27 protein-coding genes are annotated in these 25,614 nt (G+C 71.8%); 4 read left to right on the forward strand and 23 right to left on the reverse strand.

The window, feature by feature from the left end:
* Position 1: 1 nt before the first annotated feature.
* Positions 2-2,173, forward strand: a complete 2,172-nt coding sequence (hypF, locus tag J4573_RS27010; protein ID WP_307796915.1) for a carbamoyltransferase HypF — start codon at positions 2-4, stop codon at positions 2,171-2,173.
* 10 nt (positions 2,174-2,183) lie between these two features.
* Here the strand turns inward: hypF and hypE are convergent, their stop codons facing one another.
* From hypE to J4573_RS27080, 14 genes are all read right to left on the reverse strand, one after another.
* Positions 2,184-3,257 (reverse strand): hydrogenase expression/formation protein HypE, encoded by a 1,074-nt coding sequence (gene hypE / locus J4573_RS27015; RefSeq protein WP_208258659.1) that lies wholly within the window; start codon positions 3,255-3,257, stop codon positions 2,184-2,186.
* Positions 3,254-4,378: a hydrogenase formation protein HypD gene (gene hypD / locus J4573_RS27020; protein WP_208258660.1), complete on the reverse strand. Its 1,125-nt coding sequence runs from the start codon at positions 4,376-4,378 to the stop codon at positions 3,254-3,256. The genes hypE and hypD overlap by 4 nt, the downstream gene beginning before the upstream one ends.
* Positions 4,378-4,623 (reverse strand): HypC/HybG/HupF family hydrogenase formation chaperone, encoded by a 246-nt coding sequence (locus J4573_RS27025; RefSeq protein WP_372442893.1) that lies wholly within the window; start codon positions 4,621-4,623, stop codon positions 4,378-4,380. Before J4573_RS27025 ends, hypD begins: the two co-directional genes overlap by 1 nt.
* A complete protein-coding gene (locus tag J4573_RS27030) occupies positions 4,598-4,990 on the reverse strand; it encodes a hydrogenase maturation nickel metallochaperone HypA (RefSeq protein WP_208258662.1) in 393 nt (130 codons plus the stop codon). The genes J4573_RS27025 and J4573_RS27030 overlap by 26 nt, the downstream gene beginning before the upstream one ends.
* On the reverse strand, positions 4,983-5,567 hold the full coding sequence (locus tag J4573_RS27035; RefSeq protein WP_208258663.1) for a hydrogenase maturation protease: 585 nt from the start codon (positions 5,565-5,567) through the stop codon (positions 4,983-4,985). The genes J4573_RS27030 and J4573_RS27035 overlap by 8 nt, the downstream gene beginning before the upstream one ends.
* Positions 5,564-6,901, reverse strand: coding sequence for a hypothetical protein (locus J4573_RS27040; protein ID WP_208258664.1), 1,338 nt, complete (start codon positions 6,899-6,901; stop codon positions 5,564-5,566). The genes J4573_RS27035 and J4573_RS27040 overlap by 4 nt, the downstream gene beginning before the upstream one ends.
* Complete coding sequence (locus tag J4573_RS27045; protein WP_208258665.1) at positions 6,898-7,524, reverse strand: DUF6084 family protein; 627 nt, start codon at positions 7,522-7,524, stop codon at positions 6,898-6,900. The genes J4573_RS27040 and J4573_RS27045 overlap by 4 nt, the downstream gene beginning before the upstream one ends.
* On the reverse strand, positions 7,517-8,134 hold the full coding sequence (locus J4573_RS27050; protein ID WP_208258666.1) for a DUF5947 family protein: 618 nt from the start codon (positions 8,132-8,134) through the stop codon (positions 7,517-7,519). Before J4573_RS27050 ends, J4573_RS27045 begins: the two co-directional genes overlap by 8 nt.
* The gene (locus J4573_RS27055; protein ID WP_208258667.1) at positions 8,131-8,703 is read right to left on the reverse strand and encodes a NifU family protein; all 573 of its coding nucleotides are present in this window, start codon (positions 8,701-8,703) and stop codon (positions 8,131-8,133) included. Before J4573_RS27055 ends, J4573_RS27050 begins: the two co-directional genes overlap by 4 nt.
* Positions 8,700-10,493 (reverse strand): nickel-dependent hydrogenase large subunit, encoded by a 1,794-nt coding sequence (locus J4573_RS27060; RefSeq protein ID WP_208258668.1) that lies wholly within the window; start codon positions 10,491-10,493, stop codon positions 8,700-8,702. Before J4573_RS27060 ends, J4573_RS27055 begins: the two co-directional genes overlap by 4 nt.
* Before the next feature lie 8 nt (positions 10,494-10,501).
* Complete coding sequence (locus tag J4573_RS27065) at positions 10,502-11,578, reverse strand: NADH-quinone oxidoreductase subunit B family protein (protein ID WP_208258669.1); 1,077 nt, start codon at positions 11,576-11,578, stop codon at positions 10,502-10,504.
* A 69-nt stretch (positions 11,579-11,647) separates the two neighbouring features.
* The gene (locus J4573_RS27070) at positions 11,648-12,280 is read right to left on the reverse strand and encodes a D-sedoheptulose-7-phosphate isomerase (RefSeq protein ID WP_208258670.1); all 633 of its coding nucleotides are present in this window, start codon (positions 12,278-12,280) and stop codon (positions 11,648-11,650) included.
* On the reverse strand, positions 12,277-12,483 hold the full coding sequence (locus J4573_RS27075) for a HypC/HybG/HupF family hydrogenase formation chaperone (RefSeq protein ID WP_208258671.1): 207 nt from the start codon (positions 12,481-12,483) through the stop codon (positions 12,277-12,279). The genes J4573_RS27070 and J4573_RS27075 overlap by 4 nt, the downstream gene beginning before the upstream one ends.
* Positions 12,480-13,061, reverse strand: coding sequence for a D-sedoheptulose-7-phosphate isomerase (locus J4573_RS27080; RefSeq protein ID WP_208258672.1), 582 nt, complete (start codon positions 13,059-13,061; stop codon positions 12,480-12,482). Before J4573_RS27080 ends, J4573_RS27075 begins: the two co-directional genes overlap by 4 nt.
* 167 nt (positions 13,062-13,228) lie before the next feature.
* Between J4573_RS27080 and J4573_RS27085 the strand changes: the two genes are divergently transcribed.
* Positions 13,229-15,754, forward strand: a complete 2,526-nt coding sequence (locus J4573_RS27085; RefSeq protein WP_208258673.1) for a rhomboid family intramembrane serine protease — start codon at positions 13,229-13,231, stop codon at positions 15,752-15,754.
* A 62-nt stretch (positions 15,755-15,816) separates the two neighbouring features.
* Positions 15,817-16,233: a hypothetical protein gene (locus J4573_RS27090; protein WP_208258674.1), complete on the forward strand. Its 417-nt coding sequence runs from the start codon at positions 15,817-15,819 to the stop codon at positions 16,231-16,233.
* Here the strand turns inward: J4573_RS27090 and J4573_RS27095 are convergent.
* From J4573_RS27095 to J4573_RS27130, 8 genes are all read right to left on the reverse strand, one after another.
* Complete coding sequence (locus tag J4573_RS27095; protein ID WP_208258675.1) at positions 16,146-18,011, reverse strand: ABC transporter ATP-binding protein; 1,866 nt, start codon at positions 18,009-18,011, stop codon at positions 16,146-16,148. The two genes, J4573_RS27090 and J4573_RS27095, sit on opposite strands and share 88 nt — an antisense overlap.
* Complete coding sequence (locus J4573_RS27100; protein WP_208258676.1) at positions 18,008-18,544, reverse strand: TlpA family protein disulfide reductase; 537 nt, start codon at positions 18,542-18,544, stop codon at positions 18,008-18,010. The genes J4573_RS27095 and J4573_RS27100 overlap by 4 nt, the downstream gene beginning before the upstream one ends.
* A 9-nt stretch (positions 18,545-18,553) precedes the next feature.
* On the reverse strand, positions 18,554-19,099 hold the full coding sequence (locus J4573_RS27105) for a MauE/DoxX family redox-associated membrane protein (RefSeq protein ID WP_208258677.1): 546 nt from the start codon (positions 19,097-19,099) through the stop codon (positions 18,554-18,556).
* A gap of 3 nt (positions 19,100-19,102) precedes the next feature.
* The gene (locus J4573_RS27110) at positions 19,103-20,125 is read right to left on the reverse strand and encodes an MvdC/MvdD family ATP grasp protein (RefSeq protein ID WP_208258678.1); all 1,023 of its coding nucleotides are present in this window, start codon (positions 20,123-20,125) and stop codon (positions 19,103-19,105) included.
* Between the two features lie 3 nt (positions 20,126-20,128).
* Positions 20,129-20,410: a hypothetical protein gene (locus J4573_RS27115; protein ID WP_208258679.1), complete on the reverse strand. Its 282-nt coding sequence runs from the start codon at positions 20,408-20,410 to the stop codon at positions 20,129-20,131.
* Positions 20,411-20,478: 68 nt separating this feature from the next.
* On the reverse strand, positions 20,479-20,790 hold the full coding sequence (locus J4573_RS27120; protein ID WP_208258680.1) for a hypothetical protein: 312 nt from the start codon (positions 20,788-20,790) through the stop codon (positions 20,479-20,481).
* A gap of 48 nt (positions 20,791-20,838) precedes the next feature.
* Positions 20,839-22,590 carry an AfsR/SARP family transcriptional regulator gene (locus tag J4573_RS27125; protein ID WP_208258681.1) on the reverse strand — a complete coding sequence of 584 codons (1,752 nt, stop codon included), beginning with the start codon at positions 22,588-22,590 and terminating at the stop codon, positions 20,839-20,841.
* A complete protein-coding gene (locus tag J4573_RS27130; RefSeq protein WP_243773623.1) occupies positions 22,583-23,785 on the reverse strand; it encodes an MFS transporter in 1,203 nt (400 codons plus the stop codon). Before J4573_RS27130 ends, J4573_RS27125 begins: the two co-directional genes overlap by 8 nt.
* Positions 23,786-23,843: 58 nt before the next feature.
* Here J4573_RS27130 and J4573_RS27135 point away from each other — a divergent pair, with 58 nt between their 5' ends.
* Positions 23,844-24,200: a MerR family transcriptional regulator gene (locus tag J4573_RS27135; RefSeq protein ID WP_208258682.1), complete on the forward strand. Its 357-nt coding sequence runs from the start codon at positions 23,844-23,846 to the stop codon at positions 24,198-24,200.
* Here the strand turns inward: J4573_RS27135 and J4573_RS27140 are convergent.
* Positions 24,197-25,570, reverse strand: coding sequence for a hypothetical protein (locus J4573_RS27140; RefSeq protein ID WP_208258683.1), 1,374 nt, complete (start codon positions 25,568-25,570; stop codon positions 24,197-24,199). The two genes, J4573_RS27135 and J4573_RS27140, sit on opposite strands and share 4 nt — an antisense overlap.
* Between the last annotated feature and the right edge of the window lie 44 nt (positions 25,571-25,614).

The following is a 25,614-nucleotide window of genomic DNA, read 5'->3' on the forward strand; positions in this document are numbered from 1 at the left end:
CGTGCGGGTCCGCGCCGGTGTCCGGGTCGAAGGTGTCGTGCAAGGGGTCGGGTTCCGGCCCTTCGTTCACGCGCTCGCCACGCGCCTCGGGCTTTCGGGAATCGTCGGGAACGACGCGTCCGGGGTCTTCATCGAGATTGAGGGCGCACCCGAGGCGGTCGAGGCGTTCCTGGACGGACTGCGGGACCCGCCGCCGCTGGCGGTCGTCGATAAGGTCGCCACGCGTTCCCTCGACGCCGTGGGCGGGCACGGGTTCACGATCGTCGGGAGCGACGGCGCGGGCGAACGCCGGGCCCTGGTCTCCTTCGACTCGGCCACCTGCACCGACTGCCTGAAGGAGCTGCGCGACCCGGCCGATCGGCGGTACGGCTACCCGTTCGTCAACTGCACCAACTGCGGGCCGCGCTTCACGATCGTGACGGGCGTTCCCTACGACCGGCCCAACACCACGATGGCCGGCTTCGCGATGTGCGCCGACTGCGCCCGCGAGTACGCCGATCCGGCCGACCGCCGCTACCACGCCCAACCAACCTGCTGCCCGGCATGCGGGCCAAGGCTGGCCCTGGGCGACGAGGCCGATCCGCTCCAGGCGGCCCGGGCCATGCTGGCGCAGGGCGCGGTCCTGGCCGTGAAGGGGCTCGGCGGCTATCACCTGGCGGCGCGTTCGGCCGATGAACAAGCCGTCGCCACGCTGCGCGCCCGCAAGCACCGCGAGGACAAGCCGTTCGCCGTGATGGTGCCCGACCTGGACGCGGCCCGGGCGCTGTGCGAGATCGGCGACGCCGAGGCCGCACTGCTGACCGCGACGCGGCGCCCGATCGTCCTCGCGCCGCGCAGACCGGACGCGCCCCTGGCCGACGAGGTGGCGCCCGGCAACCGCGCGGTCGGGTTGATGCTGCCCTACACCCCGCTCCACCACCTGCTGATCACCGAGCCGACCGTACTGACCAGCGGGAACGTCTCCGACGAGCCGATCGCCTACCGCGACGACGACGCCCGGGAACGGCTCGCAGGCATCGCCGACGCCTTCCTGACCCATGACCGGCCCATCCACGTGCGCACCGACGACTCGGTGATGCGCGTCTTCCGGGGCCGGCCGCTGCCCGTGCGGCGGTCACGCGGGTACGCGCCGCAGCCGGTGCCGATCGCGCAGGGTCCGGCCATCCTCGCCTGCGGCGCCGAACTGAAGAACACGTTCTGCCTCACCAAGCAGGGCCGCGCGTTCGTCTCCCACCACATCGGCGACCTGGAGAACTACGAGACGCTCCGGGCCTTCGAGGAGGGCATCGGGCACTTCCGCAGGCTCTTCGACATCAACCCGCAGGTCGTCGCCTACGACCTGCACCCGGAGTACCTGTCGACCAAGTACGCGCTGGAGCAGGACATCCCCGGCATCGGCGTGCAGCACCATCACGCGCACATCGCCTCGTGCCTGGCCGACAACGAGGCGACCGGCCCGGTCACCGGGATCGCGTTCGACGGAACGGGCTACGGGACCGATGGAACGCTCTGGGGCGGCGAATTCCTGATCGCCGACCTCACGGGCTTCCGCCGCGTGGGCCATCTGGAACCGGTGCCCATGCCGGGCGGCGCGGCGGCGATCCGCGAGCCCTGGCGGATGGCGGCGGCCTACGGGGCCAGGATCGACCACCCCGACTACGAGACCGTCGCCAGGATGGCCGAACGGCGCGTCAAGGCCCCGCTCACCTCCAGCATGGGCCGCCTCTTCGACGCCGTCGCCGCGCTGCTCGGCATCCGGGACCGGATCAACTACGAGGGGCAGGCGGCGATCGAGCTGGAGCAGCACGCCGACCCGCGCGAGGGCGGATCGTACGAGCCGGAGTTCCGCGACGCCGAGAGCGGCGGGTTCGTCGTCGCGGGCCGTTCCCTCATCGAGGCCGTCGCGGCGGATCTGCGCGCGGGCGCGGCGACCCCGATCGTCGCCGCACGCTTCCACAACGCGATCGCGACACTGATCGTCGAGGGCGCCAGGCGTGCCGGGTGCTCGGTCGTCGCGCTGTCCGGCGGCGTCTTCCAGAACATGCTGCTGCTCGAACGCGCGGTCACCGGGCTCGAGGCGGCCGGCTTCACCGTGCTGACCCACCACCGCGTCCCGCCGAACGACGGCGGCATCAGCCTCGGCCAGGCCGCCGTCGCCACAGCGCTGAGCTGACAGCGCTGAGCTAGCAGATCCGGGGGAGCGGGTCACCGACCAGCAGATCGACGATCCTCGTCCCTCCGAACGCGGTCTTCAGCAGCACCAGCCCCGGCGGGTCGTCCTTGATCCGCCCGATCACCGCGGCCTCCGCGCCCAGCGGATGAGCCCGCAGCGTGGCCAGGGCGTCCTCGCAGTCCTCGCCCGACACGACGATCACGGCACGGCCCTCGCACGCCACGTACATCGGATCGATGCCGAGCAGCTCGCAGGCGCCCCGGACGACCGGCCGGACCGGGATGGCCTCCTCCTCCACGACCGCGGCGAGGCCGTGGTCGGTGGCGATCTCGTTCAGCACGGTGGCGACGCCGCCGCGCGTCGCGTCCCGCATCCGCCGCACGGCGAACGGCCCGAGCGACTCCAGCAGGCCGTTCAGCGGCGCGGTGTCGGACGGCAGGTCGGCCTCGATGTCGAGCTCGCCGCGCGCCAGCATGATCGTGACGCCGTGCTCGCCGATCGGCCCGGTCACCAGGATCGCGTCGCCCGCCCGGACGTCGCCCGACGGCGGCCGCCGCGTCACGCCGACGCCGGCGGTGTTGATGTAGCAGCCGTCGCCCTTGCCGCGCTCGACCACCTTGGTGTCGCCGGTGACGATCGTGACGCCGGCCTCGTCGGCGGCGCGCCGCATCGACGCGGTGATCCGGCGCAGGTCGTCGACCGCGAAGCCCTCCTCCAGGATGAACCCGGCCGACAGATGCAGCGGGTCGGCACCGGAGACGGCCAGGTCGTTCACGGTCCCGTTGACCGCCAGGTCGCCGATGTCGCCGCCGGGGAAGAACAGCGGTGAGACCACGTAGGAGTCGGTCGTGAAGGCCAGGGCCGCCCCGTCGATCGACAGGCACGCGGCGTCGTCCAGCGGCGCGAGCAGCGGATTGCCGAACGACTCCAGGAACACCGCCTCGACCAGCGTCCGGGACGCCTTGCCACCCGATCCGTGCGCGAGGGTGATGGCCTGCTCGCGGAGCCGAGCCTTGCGGCGCCGGGCCCGCTCGATGCGTTCGAGGACCTGCTCCTCCTTGATGAGCAGCCGCTCGTCCTTCATCGGGTCGCCTCCCGCACGCGCTCGCGCGTGAACCGCCCGAAGTTGTAGTACGCGGCGCAGGCGCCCTCCGAGGACACCATGCAGGTTCCGATCGGCGTCTCCGGGGTGCAGGCGGTCCCGAAGACCTTGCACTCCCACGGCTTGAGAACGCCCTTGAGCACCTCACCGCACTGGCAGGCCTTCGGGTCGGCGACCCGGCTGCCGGGGATCTGGAAGATGCGTTCGGCGTCGTAGGCGGCGAACGAGTCGCGCAGCCGCAGCGCCGAGTGCGAGATGAACCCGAGGCCGCGCCACTCGAAGTAGGGGCGCAGCTCCATCGTCTCGTTGATGACCTGCAGCGCCTTGAGGTTGCCGTCCCAGGGCACCACGCGGCCGTACTGGTTCTCGACCTCCGAACGGCCCTCGGCCAGCTGGGTGAGCAGCATATGCACCGACTGCAGGATGTCCAGCGGCTCGAAGCCCGCCACGACCAGCGGTTTGCCGTACTCGCGAGCGATGAAGTCGTACGGGCGGCAGCCGATCACGGTCGACACGTGCCCGGGGCCGATGAACCCGTCCAGGCGCAGGTCGGGGGAGTCCAGGATCGCCTTGATCGCCGGGATGATCGTGACGTGGTTGCCGAAGACCGAGAAGTTGTCCTGGCCCGTCGCGGCGGCGCGCATCAGCGTCATGGCGGTGGACGGCGCGGTCGTCTCGAACCCGATCGCCATGAACACCACGCGCTTGCCGGGGTTCTGCTTGGCGATCTTGAGGGCGTCCAGCGGCGAGTAGACCATCCGGATGTCGGCCCCGGCCGCCTTGGCGTCGAAGAACGACCCGTCCCCGCCGGGCACTCGCATCATGTCGCCGAACGAGGTCATGATGACGTCGGGCTGGGAGGCGATGTGGATCGCGTCGTCCACCCGGCCCATCGGGATCACGCAGACCGGGCAGCCGGGCCCGTGCACCAGCGTGACGTTCTCCGGCAGGTAGTCCTCCAGACCGTGCTTGTAGATGGTGTGCGTGTGGCCGCCGCACACCTCCATGAACTTGTACTGGCGGCCCGGTTCGCACAGGGACGCGATCGAGGCGGCCAGCGCCCGCGCCTTGCCCGCGTCGCGGTACTCGTCGACGTAGCGCATCACTCGATCCTCGATTCACGCAGGGCGTCGATCTCGTCGGCGTAGGCCTGGCCGATGCTCTCCAGGAACTCCAGCGCGGCCTTGGCCTCGGACTCGTCGATCTTGGACAGGGCGAAGCCGACGTGGATCAGGATCCAGTCGCCGGGGGCGAGCGCATCGCCCTCCAGCAGCCCGATGTTGATCTTCCGCCGGACGCCGCTGACGTCGACCGTGGCCAGGTCAGGCTGGTCCGGCAGGATCGTCACGATCTCGCCGGGGATTCCCAGGCACATCCCGCGCCTCCAGGATCTCGATGGATATCAGGGTCAGCTCGTCGCCCCCGGTGACCTGGACGTCACCGCCGCCGCACGCGGGGCAGACCGCCAGGGGGTCGGTGGTGCCCGACCGGTGGCCGCAGCCACGGCAGGCCAGGTCGGCGGGCACGGTCACCAGGTCCAGCGCCGAGCCCTCGGCCACCGTGCCGGCGGTGACCATCTCGTACGCCTGGCTCATGGACGGGCCGACGACGTTCAGCAGGACGCCCGCGCGGACCCGGACGCGGCTCACCGGCCGCCCGGCGGCGCGCCGCTCGACCGCGTCCAGGATCGACTCGGCGAGGCCGAACTCATGCATGCCGCCCTGCCTTCCTCACATCTCCCGGATCTTCATGAACCGCTTGATGTCCGGGATCCCCTGCACCGCCAGGATGACCAGAACCGTCAGGGCCGCCAAGAGCAACAGCCTTTTCAGCATGGAGCGCCTCCTCGATCAGCTCACGGACCAGCGCGATCGCGGGGGCCACGGCCGCGGCGACCGGCGCGCTCAGGTCCATTCCGGGCTCGACGGTCGCGGGCTCGCAACCGACGAGCAGGACGCGCCCGGCCGTGCCGCCCACCATGCCGACCATGTCCAGGACGGCGTCGGGCGTCATGCCGTGCGCGTCGATCACGGGGCGGGGGGACTGCTCGATCTCGCTCAGGTCCAGTGCGTACAGGGAGCCGGGCTCGCCGCCGCGCGGCGCCGCGTCGACGAGGATCGCGGTGTCGTAGGAGGACAGCTCGTAGGCCAGGTGGATGCCGCGGATGCCGAAGTCGCCGACGTCCACGCCGCCGGGGAGATCGGTCGCGCCGGCCATCCGCCGGGCGACCTCGACGCCGAAGCCGTCGTCGGACAGGAAGATGTTGCCGACCCCGGCCACCAGGATCTTCACAGCGGCTCCACCTCTTCAGGCCCGAAGTACAGGAAACGGCCTTGCTCGCGGCGGATGTCGGCGCCGGGGTCGTCGTCGAGGGTCACCGCCAGGTGGGTCGCGCCGTCCACGTCCATCAGCACCGCCTCGACGGTCGCGGTGCGGCCGGCGACGAACATGTCCTGGGCGTCGCTGCGGCCCGAGGGACGCAGCCGCAGCTTCGCCCCGCGCGCGACCGGCACGCCCGCGATCACCACGCTGTCGGTCTCGGGCGACACCGAGGCGTCCGCGCCCGGATCCCACCAGGGCCGGTCCACCTCGAACACGCCGTCCTCGGTCCGCTGCTGAACGGGCTCCGAGTCGTGCTGAACGGGTTCGTCCCGCTGAACGGGCTCGTCCCAGCCGCGGCGCGGCCCGGGGGAGCGGATGGCGCCGTGCAGCCGGGCCAGGACTTCGGGCGGCATCGCGTCGACGCGGTCGATGATCTCGGCGGCGCGCGGGTCGGTGCCGCGCGCCTCCCGCTTCTCGGCATCGGTCAGCGCCAGCGTCCGCAGCGTCAGGATCTCGTCGATCTCGGTGCCGTCGAACAGGTCGCCCGGGCTCTCGGGCGCGATGCTCGGCCGGTCGTCCAGGATGATCGGCGAGGCGAGCACCACGTCGTCCTGGATCAGCACCGGCCAGGCGTGCTCGTTCCGGCACGCCTCGGCCGCCTGCCGCGCCCACTCGGGCGGGTCGCGCAGCGACAGGAACCGGCCGTGGGTGAGGCCCAGCAGCACGTGCGCGGCGACCAGGGAGCGGCGCAGCGCCGCCTCGCGGTCCTCGCCGTCCCACGCGGTGGTGTTCCCGACCTCGACCGCCAGCCTGATCCCGCCGTACGGTCCGGGCACCGGCTCGGCCCGCACCCGCAGTTCGAGCCGCAGCGGCCAGCGCGTCCGCATGATCCGGCCGGGCCCGAGCTCCTCGCCCCAGCGCCGGGCGGGCACGATCCGCTCGATGGTGTGCGGCGCCGCCAGCAGGTCCATGACGGGGATGTCGGCGTCGATCTCGGCCTCTACCGCCTCGTCGAACGTGCGGTGCTGGACGCCGTCCACGACCAGGCCCTCCGGATCGACCCGGCGGGCCTGAACGTGCAGGAAGCGCAGCCGCAGGTGAAGGACGGCGTCGGCGCCGGCCTCCAGGAGGCACTCGGTGCGGCTGGCGGACGGCTCGGAGGTCGCGGTGAAACCGGGCGGCACCAGGACGCCGAACTGCCAGCGCACCTTGTTCTTGGCCGCCGAGGCCCGGTACGGGTAGAGCAGGTAGCCCTCGTAGAGGACCGCGTCGGCGATCTGCCGCGCCGCGTTCAGGCCTCTCATCCCCGGACCTCTTTCAACAGGGCCGCCATCACGTCGTCCCAGGTGGCCAGCGCCCGCTCGGACTTGAAGCGCTGCAGCGCGGCGAGCGTGTCGTTGCCGAGCCGCAGCCAGCCGGTGCCGGGGAAGTAGCGGTTCATCAGCTCGCGCCAGGCCGACACCGGAAGGTGGTGCCGCGTCTCCAGATCCCACGGGATCTGGCGTACGCCCTCGCCCGTGAAGACCGTGCCGCTGAACATCAGCAGGAACGGGATCTCGCCTTCGCCGAGCGCCGCGAAGTACTTGCTCGCGGCGACCTCCAGGTCGTACGAGCACGGCACCGGCACCTCGACCTCGGTGGAGCCGGTGAAGCGCGGCACCATCACCGAGATCGTCGCGAACTGCAGCGGACGGAGCGTCTCGCCCCAGCGTTCCCTGCCGCCGAACAGGTCGGCCAGCAGCTGCGACTCGGCCTCGCCGTAGGCACGGCGCTGCGGCTCGATGCGCAGCTGGCAGCGCAGCGCGATCGCGTTCACCCTGAGCCCGGACGACTCGGTGATCCGCAGTTTGAAGACCAGCGTCGGCGCGGCGGCGTACGGGTCGGGCCGCGCGTCCACGCACTCGAAGGCCAGATCGAGGTCAGCCATGCGCACGCTCCCGGAGTTCGGCGAAGAAGGCCTCGATCAGGTCCCACGCCTCGGTGCCGCCCGCGAAGCCCTTCCAGTGCAGGCGGACCAGGCCGACGAGCCGGTAGCACGCGTCGATCGGCACCACGTACGCGCCGGACTCGCGGTCGACCAGCAGCGCCTCGACGTCCGGCTCCACCTCGCGCGCGGCCGGGTTGTCGGTCATGATCCGCACCCAGGCGTCCAGCGGCAGCTCGGACTCGGTCGCGCCGCCCGGGCTCGGGTAGAACGCGACCACCCGGCTGAGCGCGGAGTTGCGGAAGAAGAACGCCATCCGCACCGGGAAGATCCAGTCCTCCTCGGCCACCGTGAAGTCCGGCTCGTAGCGGTAGCGGTCGGGCACCATCCTGAACCGCTGCTCGCTCTGATGCGCGAACAGCAGCGCGCACGGCCGGCACGCGCACAGGATCCGCCGGTCCTCCCGGTTGACCACGTGCGCGTGCTCCTCGCCGATCGCCTCGGTACACAGCTCGCACCGCTCCGCCTCGATCCGGTCGTGCTGAGGCGGAGCGGTGTCCGGCTCGGGCCCGGGCTGAGAGCTCCGAGGCTGGGCGAAGCGGCGCAGGCTCACCGGGCGGCCTCCTCCGGCACGGCGCACTCCCGATCGCGGTACGGGTGGATCTGCAGCAGCTGCGGCTCGGCCTGGACGCCCTCGACGACCACCTTCGTCACCTCGGGCGCGTCGTCCAGCACCGCCCGTTCGATCGCCTGCGTGGCCGTGACCTGCGACGACGGGCAGCCATGGCAGTTGCCCTCCAGCCGCAGCCGGACCACGCCGTCGGCGTCGACGCCGAGCAGTTCCACGCCGCCCGCGTGCGACCCGAGGTAGGGCCGGACCCGGTCGAGCGCGGAACGGACGCGCTGGGCCGTGCTCAGCGGATGCAGGTCATGGATCACCAGCAGGGAGCCGACCAGGTCGTCGGCGGCCAGCGCGCGGCCGCCCTCCGGCCCGGCGATCTCCATGACCCGCGCGAGCCCCGCGCCGTAGAGCCGCACGACCTCGCCGACCAGCTTCTCGGCGCGGTCGCGCTCGGAGCCGGACAGCCCGGCCAGCAGCTCCTCGACGCGGGCGCCCGCGGCCCGGACCTCGCGCGCCCCGCCCGTCGTTCCGCCGGTTCCGCCGGTCCCGTCGCCGGTCATCCGCCCTCACCCGAGGCGAAGGCGTGCGGGGAGTGCAGCCGGTCGAGCGACTTGCCGTTGCCGAGGTACATGTGCACCCCGCACGGCAGGCACGGGTCGAAGCTGCGGACCGCCCGCATGATGTCGATCCCCTTGAACGCCGCCGGCGGGTTCTCCTCGAAGATCGGCGTGTTCTGCACCGCGTCCTCGTAGGGCCCCGGAGTGCCGTGGATGTCGCGCACGCTGGCGTTCCACGGGGTCGGTGGGTACGGATGGTAGTTCGCTATCTTGCCGCCTTTGATCACCATGTGGTGCGACAGCACGCCGCGCACCGCCTCGGTGAACCCGCAGCTGATCGCCTCGTCGGGGACCTTGAACGGCTCCCAGGTCTTGGTGCGCCCGGCGCGCACCTCGGCGAGGGCCTTCTCGACGAAGTGCAGCGCGGCCGCCGCCGCGTACGCCTGGAAGTAGGTCCGGGCCCGGTTGCGCTCGATCGCGTTGGACAGCAGCTCGCCGTTCCGCTCGGGGATCTTCCACTCGAACGTGACCTCGGGCTTCAGCGCGGTCCGCGGCAGGTTGATCAGCACGCTGTGCCCGGTGGACTTGACGTACCCCATGTCCACCAGGCCCGACAGCGCCGTCGACCACAGCCGCGCGATCGGACCGCCGCCGGTGTCCAGCGCCAGGTTCTCGGTGCCGTCGAACCAGCGGGGCGACATCACCCAGCTGTACTTGTCGTCGAAGTCGCGCTTCTGCGGCCGCGGGATCGTGTGCTGGTTCCACGGGTGCCGCATGTCGACAGGGTTGCCGAGCGGGTCCTCGGTGACGAACGGGTCCTGCCCCTCCCAGTCCTCGTAGTAGGAGCTGCCGAGCAGGATCCTGATGCCGAGGTTGATGGTGACCAGGTCGTTGGTGAGCAGCTTGCCGTCCACGATCACGCCCGGCGTGACGAACATCTTGCGGCCCCAGTCGGCCATGTTCCGGTACGTGAAGTCGCAGTGCTCGGGGTCGTTCAGCGAGCCCCAGCAGTTGAGCAGGACCCTGCGGCGGCCGACGTTCTCATAGCCCGGCAGCGCCTCGTAGAAGAAGTCGAAGAGATCGTCGTGCATCGGGACGACCCGCTTCATGAACTCCACGTACCGCATGAGGCGGGTGAGGTAGTCGGTGAACAGCTGCACCGTCGCGACCGTGCCGACCCCGCCCGGGTAGAGCGTGGAGGGGTGCACGTGCCGCCCCTCCATGAGGCAGAACATCTCGCGCGTCGAGCGCGACACCTGGAGGGCCTCGCGGTAGAACTCGCCCTCCAGCGGGTTGAGCGACCGCATGATGTCGGCGATCGTCCGGTAGCCGTGGTCGCCCGCGTGCGGTGCCTCGGTGCGTTCGGCCAGGTCCAGGACGCCGGGGTTGGTCTCGCGGACCATCTTCTCGCAGTAGTCCACCCCGACCAGGTTCTCCTGGAAGATGTTGTGGTCGAACATGTACTCGGCCGACTCACCCAGGTTGATGATCCACTCGGCGAGGTGCGGGGGCCGCACGCCGTAGGCCATGTTCTGCGCGTAGACCGAGCACGTCGCGTGGTTGTCGCCGCAGATCCCGCAGATGCGGCTGGTGATGAAGTGCGCGTCGCGCGGATCCTTGCCCTTCATGAAGATGCTGTAGCCGCGGAACACCGACGAGGTGCTGTAGCAGTCCACGACGCGGTTGTTGTTGAAGTCGACCTTGGCGTAGATGCCCAGGCTGCCCACGATCCGGGTGATCGGGTCCCATGCCATCTCGACGACGCCGTCGGTGCTTTCGGGGTTGCTGGTCATGGGTCCGCCTACCAGGAGGGCTTGTATCCGGTCGTGAGGTCGCCCTTGTGGCGCCACTTGGGTTCTTTGTCCACGGTGCGCTCGGTGATCCCGCGCAGCGTGCGGATGACGCCGCCGTACGCGCCGCTCAGCGTCGAGGAGACGCGCGCGCCCGGGGGCTCGTCCATGAACGGCATGAACTTGTCGGGGAAGCCGGGCATGGTGCAGGCGATGCAGATGCCGCCGACGTTCGGGCAGCCGCCGATGCCGTTGATCCAGCCGCGCTTCGGGACGTTGCACTTGACCACGGGACCCCAGCAGCCGATCTTCACCAGGCAGCGCGGCGATCCGTACTCGTGCGTGAACTGCCCCTGCTCGTAGTACCCGGCGCGGTCGCAGCCCTCGTGGACGGTCTGCCCGAACAGCCACTTCGGCCGCAGGTTCTCGTCGAGGGGGATCATCGGCGCCTGGCCCGCCACCTGGTAGAGCAGGTAGAGGATCGTCTCCGACAGGTTGTCGGGGTGGATCGGGCAGCCCGGCACGTTCACGATGGGCAGCCCCGCCTTGGACTTCCAGTCCCAGCCGAGGTAGTCGGCGACCCCCATGGCGCCGGTGGGGTTGCCCTCCATCGCGTGGATGCCGCCGTAGGTCGCGCAGGTTCCGACCGCCAGCACACCGGTGGCCTTGGGCGCGAGGATGTCCAGCCACTCGCTGGTGGTACGCGGCTGGCCGGTCGCCGGGTCGTTGCCGAACCCCGACCAGTAGCCCTCGCTCTTGATGGACTCGTTCGGAATCGAGCCTTCCACGACCAGCACGAACGGTTCGAGCTCGCCCCGTTCGGCCTTGTAGAACCACTCGATGAAGGTGTCGGCGCCCTTGTCGGGCCCGCACTCGAAGTCGATGAGCGGCCAGTGCACCGCCACCTTGGGAAGCCCGGGCAGCGCGCCGAGCACGATCTCCTCGATGCTCGGCTGGGTGGCCGCGGTGAGCGCGACCGAGTCCCCGTCGCAGCTCAGTCCCGCGTTGATCCAGAGAAGGTGAAGGTCGGGTTCCTGCGCTTCCTGCGCGCCGGTCGAACCGCCGGCGTCGGCCGTGTCGGTCGTCATGTCGTACCGCCGTGTATGGGGGGCGTTCAGCGGGGCAGGAGCCGGTCGCGGCTCCTGACGGGGTGCGCGTCACAGAGCGCGCTGAATGAGTTCCCACAGGGCGTGGTAGACGGTGGTCTGCGCCTCTTGAATCCGGTGCACCGAAGACGACGGCATCACGAAGAGGTGATCGATGCCGTCGAGCTCGGCCATCTGCCCGCCGGTGGATCCGGCCAGTCCGATCGTGAGCATCTTCCTGCGCATCGCCTCCTCGAAGGCGCGGATGAGGTTGGTGGAGTTGCCGCTGGTGGACAGCCCGAGCGCGATGTCGCCGGGGCCGCCGAACGCGGCGAGCTGGCGCGCGAAGACCACGTCGAAGCCGATGTCGTTCGACAGCGCGGTGACGACGGCGGCGTCGGTCGTCAGCGCGAGCGCGGGCAGTGGCCGGCACTTGCCGCCCGGATGCAGGAACAGGGACGCGACGTCCTGGGCGTCGGTGGAGCTTCCGCCGTTGCCGAAGGTGAACAGCCGTCCGCCCGCGCGAAACGCCTCGCCCAGCCGCCGCGCGCACGCCTCCAGCCGGGCACCGTCCCGCTCGAGCACGGTCCGGCGCAGTGCGACGATCTCGGCGACCTTCTCCTCGGTGGAGCGCCGCACCTCGGCCAGCACGGTGTCCAGGTCGGTCGCGGCGGCGTGCAGGAACGGGTAGAGCTGCTCGGTCATCGGGGCACCGTCCCGATGGCCTCCTTGGCGTGCACGAGCACGGTGTCACCGGCCGCCGCCTCCACCAGCGCGACGCTGATCTCCTCGGTACGGCCGCCGCCGACGTCGACCTCGGCGAGGTCGTCGTCCAGCAGCCGTACGACGGTCACCGCGACGGCCTCGTCCGAGCAGGTGACGCAATGGTCACCGGTGCAGCCGGTCACGGGATCCCCCGCTCCAGGAAGACGTGGGTCAGCTCCCACAGCAGGTGATAGGCCGTGACGTGCACTTCCTTGATCACGAGTGGGTCGTCGGACCCGACCACGATCGGATGGTCGGTGAGCGGCGCGATCTCGCCGCCGTCGCCGCCGAGCAGCGCGACCGTCAGCAGCCCGAGCCGCCGAGCCTCGCGGACCGCCTCCAGCACGTTCGGGCATCGGCCGTCGGCGGAGATCCCGAGCGCGATGTCCCCGGGCCGGGCGAAGTAGCGGAGCTGGTGGGAGAAGATGGCTTCGAGACCCGCGTCCTGTCCCAAGCCGGTCACGGTGGCCACGTCGCCCGTCAGCGCCAGCGCGGGAAGCGCCCGCTTGCCGACGATCACCGGGTGGACGAACTCGACCGCGATGTGCTGGGCGTCGGTCGCGGCGCCGCCGTTGCCGAAGGAGAAGAGCCGCCCGCCCTCGCGGAACCGCCCGGCCATGGCGTGGCAGGCGAGCGCGATCGCTTCGGCGTCCTGAGCAAGGCCGGTGGCCGGTCGGTCCCGGCGTGCGAAGACCTCACGTGCGTCGAGTGTCCGCTGCATTGCGGTCACATCCCGGTTGCAGGGCGTTATGAAGCAGCAGTCCTCGGACCGTACCTCTGCCTCCAGAGCCTCACAAGAGTGGTGTCCTCTTTGATGCGACATTGCACCCTCTTGAGTCTTGGGGGAGAGGGAAACGGGGACGCCGAACACACAAGATCCGCTGCGTGATGGGCGTCCGCATGAACCACTGGTCGACCGTCACCGGAACGGTGCGGGCCGTGCGCAGGCTCAGGCACTCTCCGGTGACGCTGGTGTACGTCGCCGCGCTGTGGATCCTCGCGCTGGCCACCGGGAGCGTGCTGCACGGCCCGTCCCAGGGGCTGCTGAACGAGATCGGCGGCGGGCTCCCGGCGCTGTCGGACGGGCGCTGGTGGACGGTCCTGACGTCCGGGCTGTGGGCGTCGAGCCTGTGGAGCTACCTGGCCAAGACGGTCCTCATCCTGATCCTTGTCGCGCCCGCCGAACGCAGGATCGGCGCCGCGCGCACCACTCTGATCCTGGTCGTCAGCCAGGTCGGCGGAAGCCTGCTCGGCACCGGGATCATCAAGCTGGGCGACCTGGCCGGGGAGCCCTGGCTCAGCTCCATCGCCGGCGAGCTCGACGTCGGCCCGGCCACCGGCGCGGTCGGCGTCGGGCTGGCGCTCACCTGCACGATGACCACGATGTGGCGGCGCCGGATCAGGCTCTTCCTGCTCGTCGGGATCTTCATCACGATGCTCTACATCGGGCATGTGCAGGAGGTCGTGCGGGTGGCGGGCGGCCTGGTCGGGCTGTGCGCGGGCCTGCTGATGTTCGGGCGGGGCGGAGCCGCAGCCAGTGCGGGCGGAAGGGGGACGCGCTGGCGGGCGTCGCATCACGAGACGCGGATCCTGGTCGCCCTCGCCGTCGCGGCCTCCGCGCTCGGCGCGATCGTCGCGGCGTTCTCCCAGGAGCCGAACGGGCCGCTGGAGCCGCTGAGCTTCCTGGTCGCCGCGACCGGGCCCGACCCGGACACCCTCAAGGAGGCGTGCGGCAGCGGCGGGTCGGCGGGGGACTGCCGGGCCGTTCACGCCGAGCAGCTCTACGGCGGCCTGGCGACGTTCCTGGCGCTGGTCCCCGCGCTGCTGCTGATGGTGCTCGCCGACGGGCTGCGGCGCGGGCGGCGGTTCGCCTGGCGGCTGGCCCTGATCGTGCACCTGGCCCTGCTCGGGCTGGCGGGCTGGCTGTTCACCGAGGCGGTGACCGACCCGTCGTTCGACTGGAGCGACACCGCGAGCAACGTCTGGTACTTCGTCACCGCGGCCGAGGCGCTGCTGCCCTGGGCCGCCATCCTCGCCCTGCTGCTGTTCACCCGGCGGCACTTCGACCAGCGCGCCGACCGGTCGTCCTGGCTGCGGCTGACCGAGCTCGTCGGCGGATCGTTCTTCATCGTCGCCTACATCTACGTCCACCTCGCCTACATGATCCAGGACTACTTCCGGCCGGAGCCCGCCCTCACCGACCTGATCGCCGACCTGCCCACGCGGTTCCTCGCCCCGGCCTACCTGGACCTGCTGCCGACCCGGTTCCTGCCGCACGGCGACGTCGCCAAGCTGCTGTACGTCTACCTGTTCATGGTGTTCTGGGTCGTGGCACTGGCCGGGCTCCTCGCGTTCTTCTGGCGCGGCCGAACGGTCTCCCAGACCGGCGCCGCCGAACGGTCCCGGCGCATCCTGACCTCGGGCAGCGGCTCGACCCTCTCGTACATGACCACCTGGCCGGGCAACCGGTACTGGTTCAGCGAGGGCGGCGGCGCCGCGGTCGCCTACCGGGAGATCGGCGGCGTCGCGGTGACACTGGGCGACCCGTACGGCCAGGACGCCGCGCGCATCCAGGCGGTGCGGGACTTCGCCGACTTCTGCTCCCAGCGCGGCGTGACCCCGTGCTTCTACAGCGTCACGCCGCGGGTCACCGCGGAGGTCGAGCCGCTCGGCTGGAACGCGGTCCAGGTCGCCGAGGACACGGTCGTGCCGCTGCCCGACCTGGCGTTCAAGGGCAAGAAGTGGCAGGACGTGCGCACCGCGCTCAACAAGGCGGGCAAGGCCGGGATCAAGGCCGAGTGGTGGACCTATCAGGACGCTCCGCTCGGCATCGTCCACCAGATCAACGCCATCTCCGAGGAGTGGGTCGCCGACAAGGGCCTGCCCGAGATGGGCTTCACGCTGGGCGGGCTGGACGAGCTCAAGGACCGCGACGTGCGCTGCCTGGTCGCGGTGGACGCCGACGGCGACGTGCACGGGGTGACGAGCTGGATGCCGGTCTATAAGGACGGCAAGACGGTCGGCTGGACGCTGGACTTCATGCGCCGCCGGACCGACGAGGCGTTCCGCGGCGTGATGGAGTTCCTGATCGCGTCGGCGGCGCTCACGCTCAAGGACGAGGGCGCCGAGTTCCTCAGCCTGTCCGGCGCGCCGCTGGCCCGGCTCGACCGGGGCGACCAGCCGGGGGCGCTCCAGCGGCTGCTCGACCTCACCGGCCGGTGGCTGGAGCCGGTGTACGGATTCCGCTCGCTGTTCGCCTTCAAGGCCAAGTTCCAGCCCGAGTACCAGCCGCTCTACATGGCCTATCCGGATCCCGCCGCGCTCCCGGCCATCGCCAACGCCATCGGGCGCGCCTACGTGCCGGACCTGACGGCGGGACAGGCGATCCGCCTGCTGCAGAAACTCCGCGACTGAGTTCGGGATGCTCCTCCGGAGCGGGTGATGTGCGGGCCTGGCCGGGCGCTGATCATCGCCGCATGAGCAGATCCACGGGCAGGACGTGGAAGGTGGCGGCCGCGACGCTGGTTCCGCTGACCTTCGTACTGACGGCGTGCGGCGACTCGAACCGGCCGCAGGTGTGCGACGACTTCGACTCGCTCCACAAGTCGGTCGCCGACCTCAGGAGCACCAGCCTGAACAGCGACGGCGTGAACGCACTGCAGACGAACGTGTCGAAGGTGAAGAGCGACCTGCAGACGTTCGCCCAGAGCGCCAAGGGCCAGTTCTCGACCCAGCTGAACGCGCTGAACCTCGCCATCAGCCAGGCCACGACGGCCATCTCCGGGGCCGTGGGGAAGACCAGCCCTCAGTCGCTGGCGGCGGCCGGGTCGGCGCTCCGCGGCGCGGGCACCGCCTTCCAGTCGCTGGAAGACGCGGTCAACGACACCTGCTGATAGCCCGACGCCTGGAGGGTGAAGAGCCGGGCGTAGACGCCGCCCGCGGCCAGTAGCCCGTCGTGGGTGCCGCGTTCGGCGACGGCGCCGCCGGACAGCACCACGATCGAGTCGGCCTCGCGGACCGTGCTCAGCCGGTGCGAGATGAGCAGGCTGGTGCGGCCCGCGCGGTGCTCGCGGAGCCGGGTGTGCACCTCGTGCTCGGCCTCGGCGTCCAGGCCCGAGCTCGGCTCGTCCAGGATCAGCAGATCGGCGTCGTCGCGCAGCAGCGCCCGCGCGATCGCGACCCGCTGCCACTGCCCGCCCGATAGCAGCACGCCGGTGTCGGGGTCGTCGTGCTCGCCGGAGTCGAACGCCCTCGACAGCATCGTGTCGTAGCCGCGGGGCAGTTCCGCAAGGGTGCCGTGGCAGCCGGCCCGGCGCGCCGCCGCCTCGACGCGGTCGCGGTCGTCCATCGCCTCGCGCCGCCCGACGCCGATGTTGTCGGCGGCGCTGAGCTCGTAGGACATGTAGTCCTGGAACACGGTCCCGATCCGGGCGCGCAGGTCGGCGACCGGGATGTCACGGAGGTCGACGCCGTCCCACAGGATCGTGCCGCGGGTCGGGTCGTAGAAGCGGCACAGCAGCTTGACCAGGGTGCTCTTGCCCGCGCCGTTCGGGCCGACCAGGGCGGTCGCGCGGCCGACAGGGATCGTGAGGGTCACGCCGCGCAGCACCCAGGGAAGGCCGTCGCCGTAGCGGAACCACACGTCGCGCAGCTCGATGCCCTCGCGCAAGGGCTCCAGACCAGAGGCCCGGCTGGATTCGGGGAGGTCCGGCTCGGCGCCGACGACGTGCAGGTAATGGCCGAACGTCAGCATCGCCTCGTGCATGCGCCCGGCGCTGCCGGCGACGACGGCCAGGCCGTTCTGCACCCCGGAGACCGCCGCGATGAACATTGACACGTCGCCGACGGTGAGGCGCCCGGACCGGGCCGCGTCCACGGCCCACACCAGCCCGCCGCCGGCGACGCAGGCGCCCGCCAGCCCGTGCAGCCCTTGAACGATCAGCTCGCGCCGGTCCATCGTGCGGCGCCGCCGGTTGATCCAGCGCAGCTCGCGGAGCATGCGCGTGCCGAACAGGTCGCTCAGCCCGTACAGCCGCACCTCCTTGGCGGCGCTCGGGCTGGTCAGCAGCTGCGCGTAGAACTGCTCGCGGCGGGTGGCGTGGCCGAGCTCGCCGAGCACGCGGGCCCGGTAGTGGCTCAGCCGGATCTGCCCGTGCATGGACACCGCGCCCGCCAGCACGACGGGCACGAGCATCCAGGGGTTGAGCACGGCGAGCGTCACGAAGAAGCCGCCCAGCATCAGCAGCCCCTGGGCGCCGCCGAGCCCGCCGCTGACGACTTCGGAGGGGCCGGTCGGCCCGGTCTCGGCGGCGAGGGCGAGCCGGTCCTGGAAACGCGGGTCCTCGAAGCGGCGCAGCCCCGGCATCCGCGCGACCGCCGCGTACAACCGCTTGCGCGCGGTCAGGTCGACGGCCCGCTGCAGCTCGGACTCGACGTACTGCACGGCCTGCGGCAGGAACGCGGCCGCCATCCCGGCCGCCGCGAGCAGCAGGGCGGGCAGGACGAGCGACGGACGGTCGGGCGCGGTGAGGCCGTCCAGGACCGCCTTCATGAGCCACGCCATCGCCACCGGGACGGCGCTGCCCACGATGGTCAGCGCCACCCGGATCAGCAGCCGGGTGCGGCCCGACGCCCACGCCAGCTCCAGTGCCGCGGCGGCCGGACGCATCATGCGGGCAGGCGTTCGATCAGCGAGTGGCTCGCCACCACCGTGTCGCCCGCGAGCAGTGCGAACGCGGGCAGGCCGCCCACCCCGAACGCCGTCGCGAGCGGGCCCGCCTCCTGATCCTCGGTCAGCACCCTGGCCACGGGGGAGAGCTGCTCGCACACCTCCCCGGCGGCCCGCGCGTCGCCCATCACGACCGCGACCACCTGGGCGCGGCCGCCCTCGGCGGCTCCGGCGCGTTCGATGAAGTCGGGCAGGCTGGCGTCGCAGGCCGGGCAGCCGGGCGCGACGAAGCCGACCAGCGTCCTGCCGTTCAGGTCGCCGCGCGACATGGACGTGCCGTCGAAGGCGGTCACCGCGAAGTCGCCGACCTGCTCACCGGGCGCCACGTCGATGGCCGCGGGCCAGCCGGCGGCGCTCGCGGGCCGCGCCGTCGCGTTCTCGGCCAGCAGCCTGCTGTGCTCGCCGAGCCGCCTGATGACCAGGAGGGTCAGCGCGATGTTGGCCAGGCCGAGCGCGCCGATGATCGAGAGCGCCATGGTGCCTCCTCAGCTGCGCCCGGGGCCCGGCATGGGGCGGGCCAGGGCGACGATCTCCTCGAGATTGACCAGCAGCAGCGCCGTCGCGGCCCCCGCGAGCGCCGCGACCGCCTCGTCGGGGCCGAACGATCCTGCGCCTCCACCGGCGATGGCGACCACGCCGCCCGTGATCGCGATCAGGAGGAGCGCGCCGTTCCGGATCAGGTGCGGCACGCCGGGAGCGCCGCGCCCCGCACCGAAGCAGCGGCACGGCACCGTGACGTGCCGCCGCATCATCGACCGCACCCCGGCGCTGAAGACGACGAGCAGCACGACCGCTGCCGCGAAGCCCGCCGGAGCAAGCACCGGGACGACGACCGCGACGGCCGTCGCCGCCTCGGCCGCGATCATCACCGGCGCGAGCGGGGCCGCGAGGCGTGCGGGGACGCCCGGCCCGGCGGTCAGCCAGCGGCGGAAGGCGGTGTAGGCGGCACGGCCGGTCACCTTGGTGGTGGCCGAGGCGGCGAACGCGACCGCGACCGCCGCCTGGCACCACGCCATCAGGTTCGATGACATCGATCAGTAACCGATCTGGGTCACCTCGCCTCGCCGGAACGGGCCGCCCCGCATGAGCAGGTCCGCCATGCCGCCGCTGAGGTCCAGCCCGAGGTCGTACTGCATCCACATGAACTGGCCGGCCGGGTTGACCTCCAGGAAGACGTACTCGCCGTCGGGCGTGACGATGAAGTCCACGGCCGCGTAGACCGCGCGCAGCTCGGTCAGCATCGCCTGCGTCTTCTTGATGATCTCGTCGGGCAGCGGATGGTAGTCGCCGTAGGGCAGGACGGACGTCTCGCCCGACTCGCCCCGCCAGTCGATCGTGGTCGTGTCCATCTCCTGCGAGTTGATGGTCACCGGGTAGTAGGTGTCGCCGATCACGGTCAGGCGGACCTCGTAGGCCTTGTCGATGTACTCCTGGAACATGCACATCGTGTGGCCCACCCGGTCCAGGTGCTCGGCGATCTCGTCGCCGACGACCGTGGTGAGCAGCCCGCCGGGGAACGCGCCCGGATAGTGGATGACGCCGCCGATCTGGCTCTTGTAGACCACGGGCCGTTCGGACCGGGCCACCAGATCGGCGACCTCACGGGGGTCGTTGGTGAGCAGGGTGCGCGGCACGCGGAACCCGAGCCGCTTGGCCAGCTCCAGCTGGTACGGCTTGAGCTCCCCGATGGCGTCGATGTCGGGGCGGTTGACCCACAGGCAGTCGGTGGCGCGCAGGATGCCGCCGATCGCCTGCATGGCCTCCTTGCGGGCGAACTGCCGTTCCGGCTCGGCCATGTCGGGACCGAAGTCGAAGGCGGTCGGGCGGCGGTACCAGACGCTGGAGAGCCGGTCGAGGTCGATCTCGCGGTCGCGGTGCCGCAGCACCCGCCGCTCGCCCTCGAAGTCCGACGTCGTGAGCGTCAACCTGCGCGGGAAATAGCTCAGGTCGACGCGCACGACGCCGGCTCCCCGGTCCGACAGGGTCTGGATCACCGGATCGACGGTCGGATCGAAGTCCTGGGTGACGATCAGCACCCAGGGGCCGGGGGATGTCATCCGCTACGCGCAGGTGTCGTCGCGGCAGCGGTCCGAGCCCTGGTAACAGCTGGTCGAGGTGTAGGTCGCGATGCCGGCCTGCGGCATCCCGTCCGGCCACGACCAGGTCTGGGAGTCGGCGTCGAAGTCGCCGGCCTGCGGCGCCGCGACGCTGCCGTCCCACTCGGCGTACAGGTAGGCGAGCGGCTGCGTGCTCGGGTCGGCGGGCAGGGCGGGCTCGACGTGGTGGCCGTCGACCATCGACAGCGAGGTGAGCAGCGGATCACGGGTCAGGACGTCGGACATGTGAACCTCCTTCTTCGCCGGTGTCTCCGGCGACGCTGGCGGCGGGGGTCGTGCGAAGCCCGGTGGGGCTAAGAGCTGGGCGGGGGAGACACGGGAGCAGCGGGTGCAGCGGGAGCCGCGGGCTCGGAGATGCCGCCGATCCCGGTCACCTCCCCGGAGAAGGACCAGACCAGGGCCGACTCGTCGAAGTGGCCGGCGGTGAACGTAAGGTCGTGTTCGGGCTCGCCGGGCGAGACCGTCTCGTAGAGGTAGCCGAGGGGCGCGTCCGGCGCCAGGCGCCGCCGCTCGCGGTCCTCCGCCGGAACGGCGCGGACGACCAGGGCGCCCTCGTGGAGCTCTGGGGGATCGAAGCGCAGGAACGGAGGCGAAGCTGCGATCACGGCTGAATCCTGACCGAGCACCGCTTTCGATCCGCTCTCAGATCACTTTCAGTCCGGGGCGGGTTCGCGAGCGTAGAGCCGGATGAGGTCGTGCAGCCGGTAGTCCGCCGCCGCCTCGAGGAGCCCGGCGTCCACGAGCGCCTCCAGGTAGGCGGCGGCCGAGTCGGGCGAGACGCCCAGGCACGCGGCGGCCGACTGCGCGGTGAACGCGCCGCCGAACCGGCCGAGCAGCCGGAACGCCTGCCGGTGCGCGGGCGCGAGGTCGCGGTAGGCGGCGTCCAGGCTCGGCCGTACGGCCAGGCCGTGCACCGCGAGCTCGTCCAGGCGGCGATCCTCCTTCCGCAGCAGCCGGGCCAGCCCGCCTGGTCGCAGGCTCGGCCGCCCGGCCAGCCGGATGCCCGCGATCCGTACGGCCAGCGGCAGCAGGTCGCACAGCCGGGCGATCTCACCGACGGCCGGATCGCCCGCGAGACCGTCGCGACCGGAGACCCGGACCAGCAGCCGGACCGCCTCGTCCTGCGCGAGCATGCCGAGCCGCAGCAGCCGTGCGCCCGCGAGCCCGGCCAGGCACACCCGGCTGGTGACCAGCACCGCGCTCCCGCTGCTGCCCGGAACGAGGGGACGCACCTGCGCCTCCTCGGCCGCGTTGTCCAGGATCACCAGCACCCGTCGTCCCGCGGTCCGCGATCGGTAGAGCGCGACGCGGTCCTCCATCGAGCCCGGTACGGAGTCATGCCCGAGACTCCGCAGGAACCTGGCGAGAACGTCGTCCGGCGCGACCGGCCGTCCCGCCTGGTCGCGCAGGTCCGCGTACAACTGCCCGTCCGCGAACAGCGCCGCCATCCGATGCGCGACCTCCAAGGCCAGCGCGGTCTTGCCGACGCCGGGCGGCCCGTTGATCGCGAAGACGAGCGCGGCGCGCGGTTCCCGGCCCGACAGCAGCGGCTCGGTCACGGCGGCGGTCTCGGCGGCCCGCCCGGTGAAGTCGGGCAGGCCGGGCGGCAACTGCATCGGCACCTCGCCCTGAAGTGCGACCGCGTGAGCGCTGCGGACCTCGCGCGACGGCGCGATGCCGAGATCGTCCGCGAGCCGCCTGCGCACCTCTTCCACGTGCCGCAGCGCCTCGGCATGCCGCCCCGCCCTCGCCAGCAGTCGTACGAAGCGCGCCTGGAGCGGCTCGTCGTAGGGAGCGAGGGCGGCGACCTCGCCGACCAGCGGGACGACGTCATGCCGGTTCAGCCGGAACGCCAGGTCGGCGACCGCCGCCGCGCACTCGACCCGCGCCTGCTCGATCGCCCGAACCAGCGGATGAACGGCCAGCCATTCGGGCCGCCCGCCGAGCACGGGCCCGCGCCACTGGCCGAGCGCCAGCGACAACAGATCCAGTGCGCGCTCGGGATTCTGGGCCGCGGCGGCCTCTTTCAGCAGCTCCTGGAACCGGCCGAGGTCGACCGCGCCGCCCGGCACAACCAGCCGATAGCCCGTCCCGGCGTACTCCAGCCGGCACCCCGTCGCGAGGCGGCCGAGCCACCCTCGCAGCCGGTGGACCGCGCACTGCAGCGCCCGCCGGCTCCCCTTCTCCGCCTCCCATGCCAGCTCCAGGAGCCGGTCCTCCCCGACGACCTCGCCCGCCGTGAGCAGCAGCGCGCTGAGCAGCGCCCTGACGCTCGGGCCCGGAAGGGCGACGTCGCGGCCGCCGCTCCGGACCACCAGCTCGCCGAGGATGAGTAAGTCCGGCCCGGGCGCCTGCGGGCGTTCGCCTTCCGAGCGAGCCAGGAACAGCGGTTCGAGATCACTCATGGCGCCCCGCCTCAATGATCAAGGATCTTGTTCCGAAATTAAGGTCGGATCGGTGTCCGAACAAGCCCTCCGTCATGGAGGTGAGGGCGAGCGCGCCGAGGCCGAGCACCGCCGCCGCCAATCCGAGCCAGCGCAGGCCGCCCGCCGCGACCATCACGCCGCCGGCCATCGACCCGGTCGCGATGCCGATGTTGAACGCGCACACGTTCACCGCCACCGCCAGCGTGGGCGCGCTGCCCGCGTGCTTGAGCAGCAGGCTCTGCATGGTGGGCGTGGTGGTCGAGGCGAGCAGCCCGAACGCGAGCACGACCACCACCGCGGACGCCTTCCACCCGGCGGCCAGTGGCACGAGCGCCAGCACCCCCGACAGCGCGGCGATCGTTCCGCGCACCGTCGCGCCGAGTGAACGGTCCGCCAGGCGCCCGGCGATCAGCCCGCCCAGCAGGCTGCCCGCCCCGTACACCAGCAGCAGCACCGACACCGCCGTCGTGCCGAAGCCCGAGATCCGCGTCAGCGTCGGCGCGAGGTAGGTGAACACCGTCGCGACCGCCGCCATCACCAGCGACGTCGTCGCGATCACCAGGAGTACGGGCCGCCGGGTGACCGTGCGCACCTCGTCCCGCACGCGGGTCTCCCGCGCCTCCTGGCGGGGGAGGACGAGGGCCAGCAGGAGCGTGGCGGCCAGGGCCAGCCCGGTCAGGACGGCGAACGGGGCCCGCCATCCGGCGCCGTCCCCGATCAGGACGCCGACCGGCACCCCGAGCAGCGTCGCGACCGCGAAGCCCGACGCGACCGTGGCGATCGCGGTACCGGTCCGTTCCGGCGCGACCGACTGGGTGGTGAGCAGCATCGCCAGCGTCAGGAACGCGGCGTGGCTGAGCGAGGCGACCACCCGCCCGGCCAGCAGCATCTCGTACGAGGGCGCCAGCGCGCAGATCGCGTTGCCCGCCGCGAAGAGGAGCAGCAGGCCGATCGCCAGGCCCTTGCGGGGCAGCCGCACGGTCAGGATCGTGACCGCCGGGCCGCCGATCACCACGCCGAGCGCGTACGCGGTGACCGCCTGCCCGGCCGTCGCCACCGACACACCCAGATCGTCCGCGACCTGCGGGAGCAGCCCCGCGATCAGGTACTCCGACGTGCCGACCACGAACACGCTCACCGTCAGCGCCGCGAGCACCGCGATTCCTCGTCTCATGCCGCGGACGCTAAGGTCTCACATGGATGTGAGAGTCAAGTCGTGTGACGGAGGTCGCATGCGCATCGGGGAGTTGTCACGGCGGTCGGGCGTGAGCGAACGGCTGCTGCGCTACTACGAGGAGCAGGAGCTGCTGCGGCCCACGCGCCGCCCCAGCGGCTATCGCGAGTACTCAGAGGGCGACGTCGACACCGTTCGCCGGATCCGCAGCCTGCTCGCGGCGGGCCTCGGCACCTGCGCGATCGCCAAGGTGCTGCCCTGCCTGCGCGAGGAGGAGGAACGCCTCGTTCCCACGTGCCCGGACATGCTCGCCGACCTTCAGCGTGAACGCGACCGGATCACCGGCGCCATCGAGGACCTCGAGGCCTCCCGCGCCATGCTGGACACCGTCATCGACGCCGGCGCGGCCGGCTAGTCACCGAGGCGGTCACGGGCGCTCCGCGCGGCCTCCACGACCTCGGGCTCGGGGTGGTGGGCGATCATGGCGTCGAGGACGCGGGCGGCCCACGGGTGGTCGGCGTCGCCGAACAGATCGATGAGCTTGGCCATCTTGCCCGCCGGCTGGTCGACGTAGCCGAGGCCGTGCACCATCTCGTGCGCGGGCGTGCCCGCCTCCAGGCTCATCGCGGCGAGGTCGATGAGCGCCCAGGTGCTGGTGGCGCGGCCCAGCGTGGGGATCTGGGCCTGCTGGGTGGGGGACAGGTAGTTGAACGCCAGCGCGCCGAGCCGTTCGTCCCCGGCCAGCTCCAGCAGCGTCCGGCGGCCGTCCATGCCGAAGGTGTCCCCGAACGTCCCGGCGAGCAGGTCGAGCCCGGCCCGGCGCGCCATCGGGCCGACCTCCAGCAGCGCGGCCCGGATCGCGGCGGCGCCCTCCTCGGCCGGGCGGTCACCGAGCCAGCCGTGCGCCTCCACCGGGATCCGCTCGACCGGGTAGGCGGTGATGGCCTGGAGCAGGACCGCGGCGTCGGCGTCGGCGTACGAGCCGAGGACGGGGATCCGGAGCCCGCTCGCCTCCTCCAGGAGGGCGTGGCACACGTACGTGCCGAGGGTGGTGACGCAGACCAGCTCGGGGTCCTGCTGGAGCAGCCCGGCGTGGGTGAGCGTGTCGAGATGCAGCTGGGTGTAGGCCCGCGCCTCGTCGATCAGCGGTGACAGCTTGGTCCGGGGGACCGGGCCGCCGTGGGCGTACAGCGAGATCAGAATGTTGGTGCTGAGGCCCTGCTCCTCGGGCTCGCCGCGGCCCAGACCGCTCCACAGGTCCAGCATCGCGATGAGGAACGTCCGCCACGCGTGCAGGGCCGCCTGGCCGTCGGTGCCGGTGAGCGCGACCGCGTTCGGGCCCGGCCACACCAGTGAGCGGGCCGTGTCGATGTGCAGGATGCCGCTGCCCACCAGGGCGCCCCAGAACTGCCGTACGGCCTCGGCCATCTCCGCCGACTCCGACGCGGCCGAGCTCACCCGTTCGTCGGTCACGTCGAGGAACTCGGTCAGTGCCGCCGGGGACAGTTCTCCGTTCGCGCCGACCTCACGGCCCTCCCGGATCCAGTCGATCTGCGCGATCACCATGCCGTGCAGCGCCGAGGCTCGCGCCGTCGCCATCAGGTCCGCCACCGGCGCCAGCTCGACGGGCGGGATCGGCGGCGGATCGGCCTGCCGGGCTCCGGTCAGATAGAGGCGGCGGGGCGGGCGCTGCTCGATCGCCCGGCCGGCCAGGTCCTCGCGGATCGCGTGATGGTTGGAGCCGGCACCGTGAGTACTCGCGCCGGCACCGTGGGGGGTGGTCACAAATCACGAATCGTAGGCCCATGGTCACCCTCGGATGACGGACT

The sequence above is a fragment of the Actinomadura barringtoniae genome (assembly GCF_017573505.1).
In the GTDB taxonomy this organism is placed as follows: domain Bacteria; phylum Actinomycetota; class Actinomycetes; order Streptosporangiales; family Streptosporangiaceae; genus Spirillospora; species Spirillospora barringtoniae.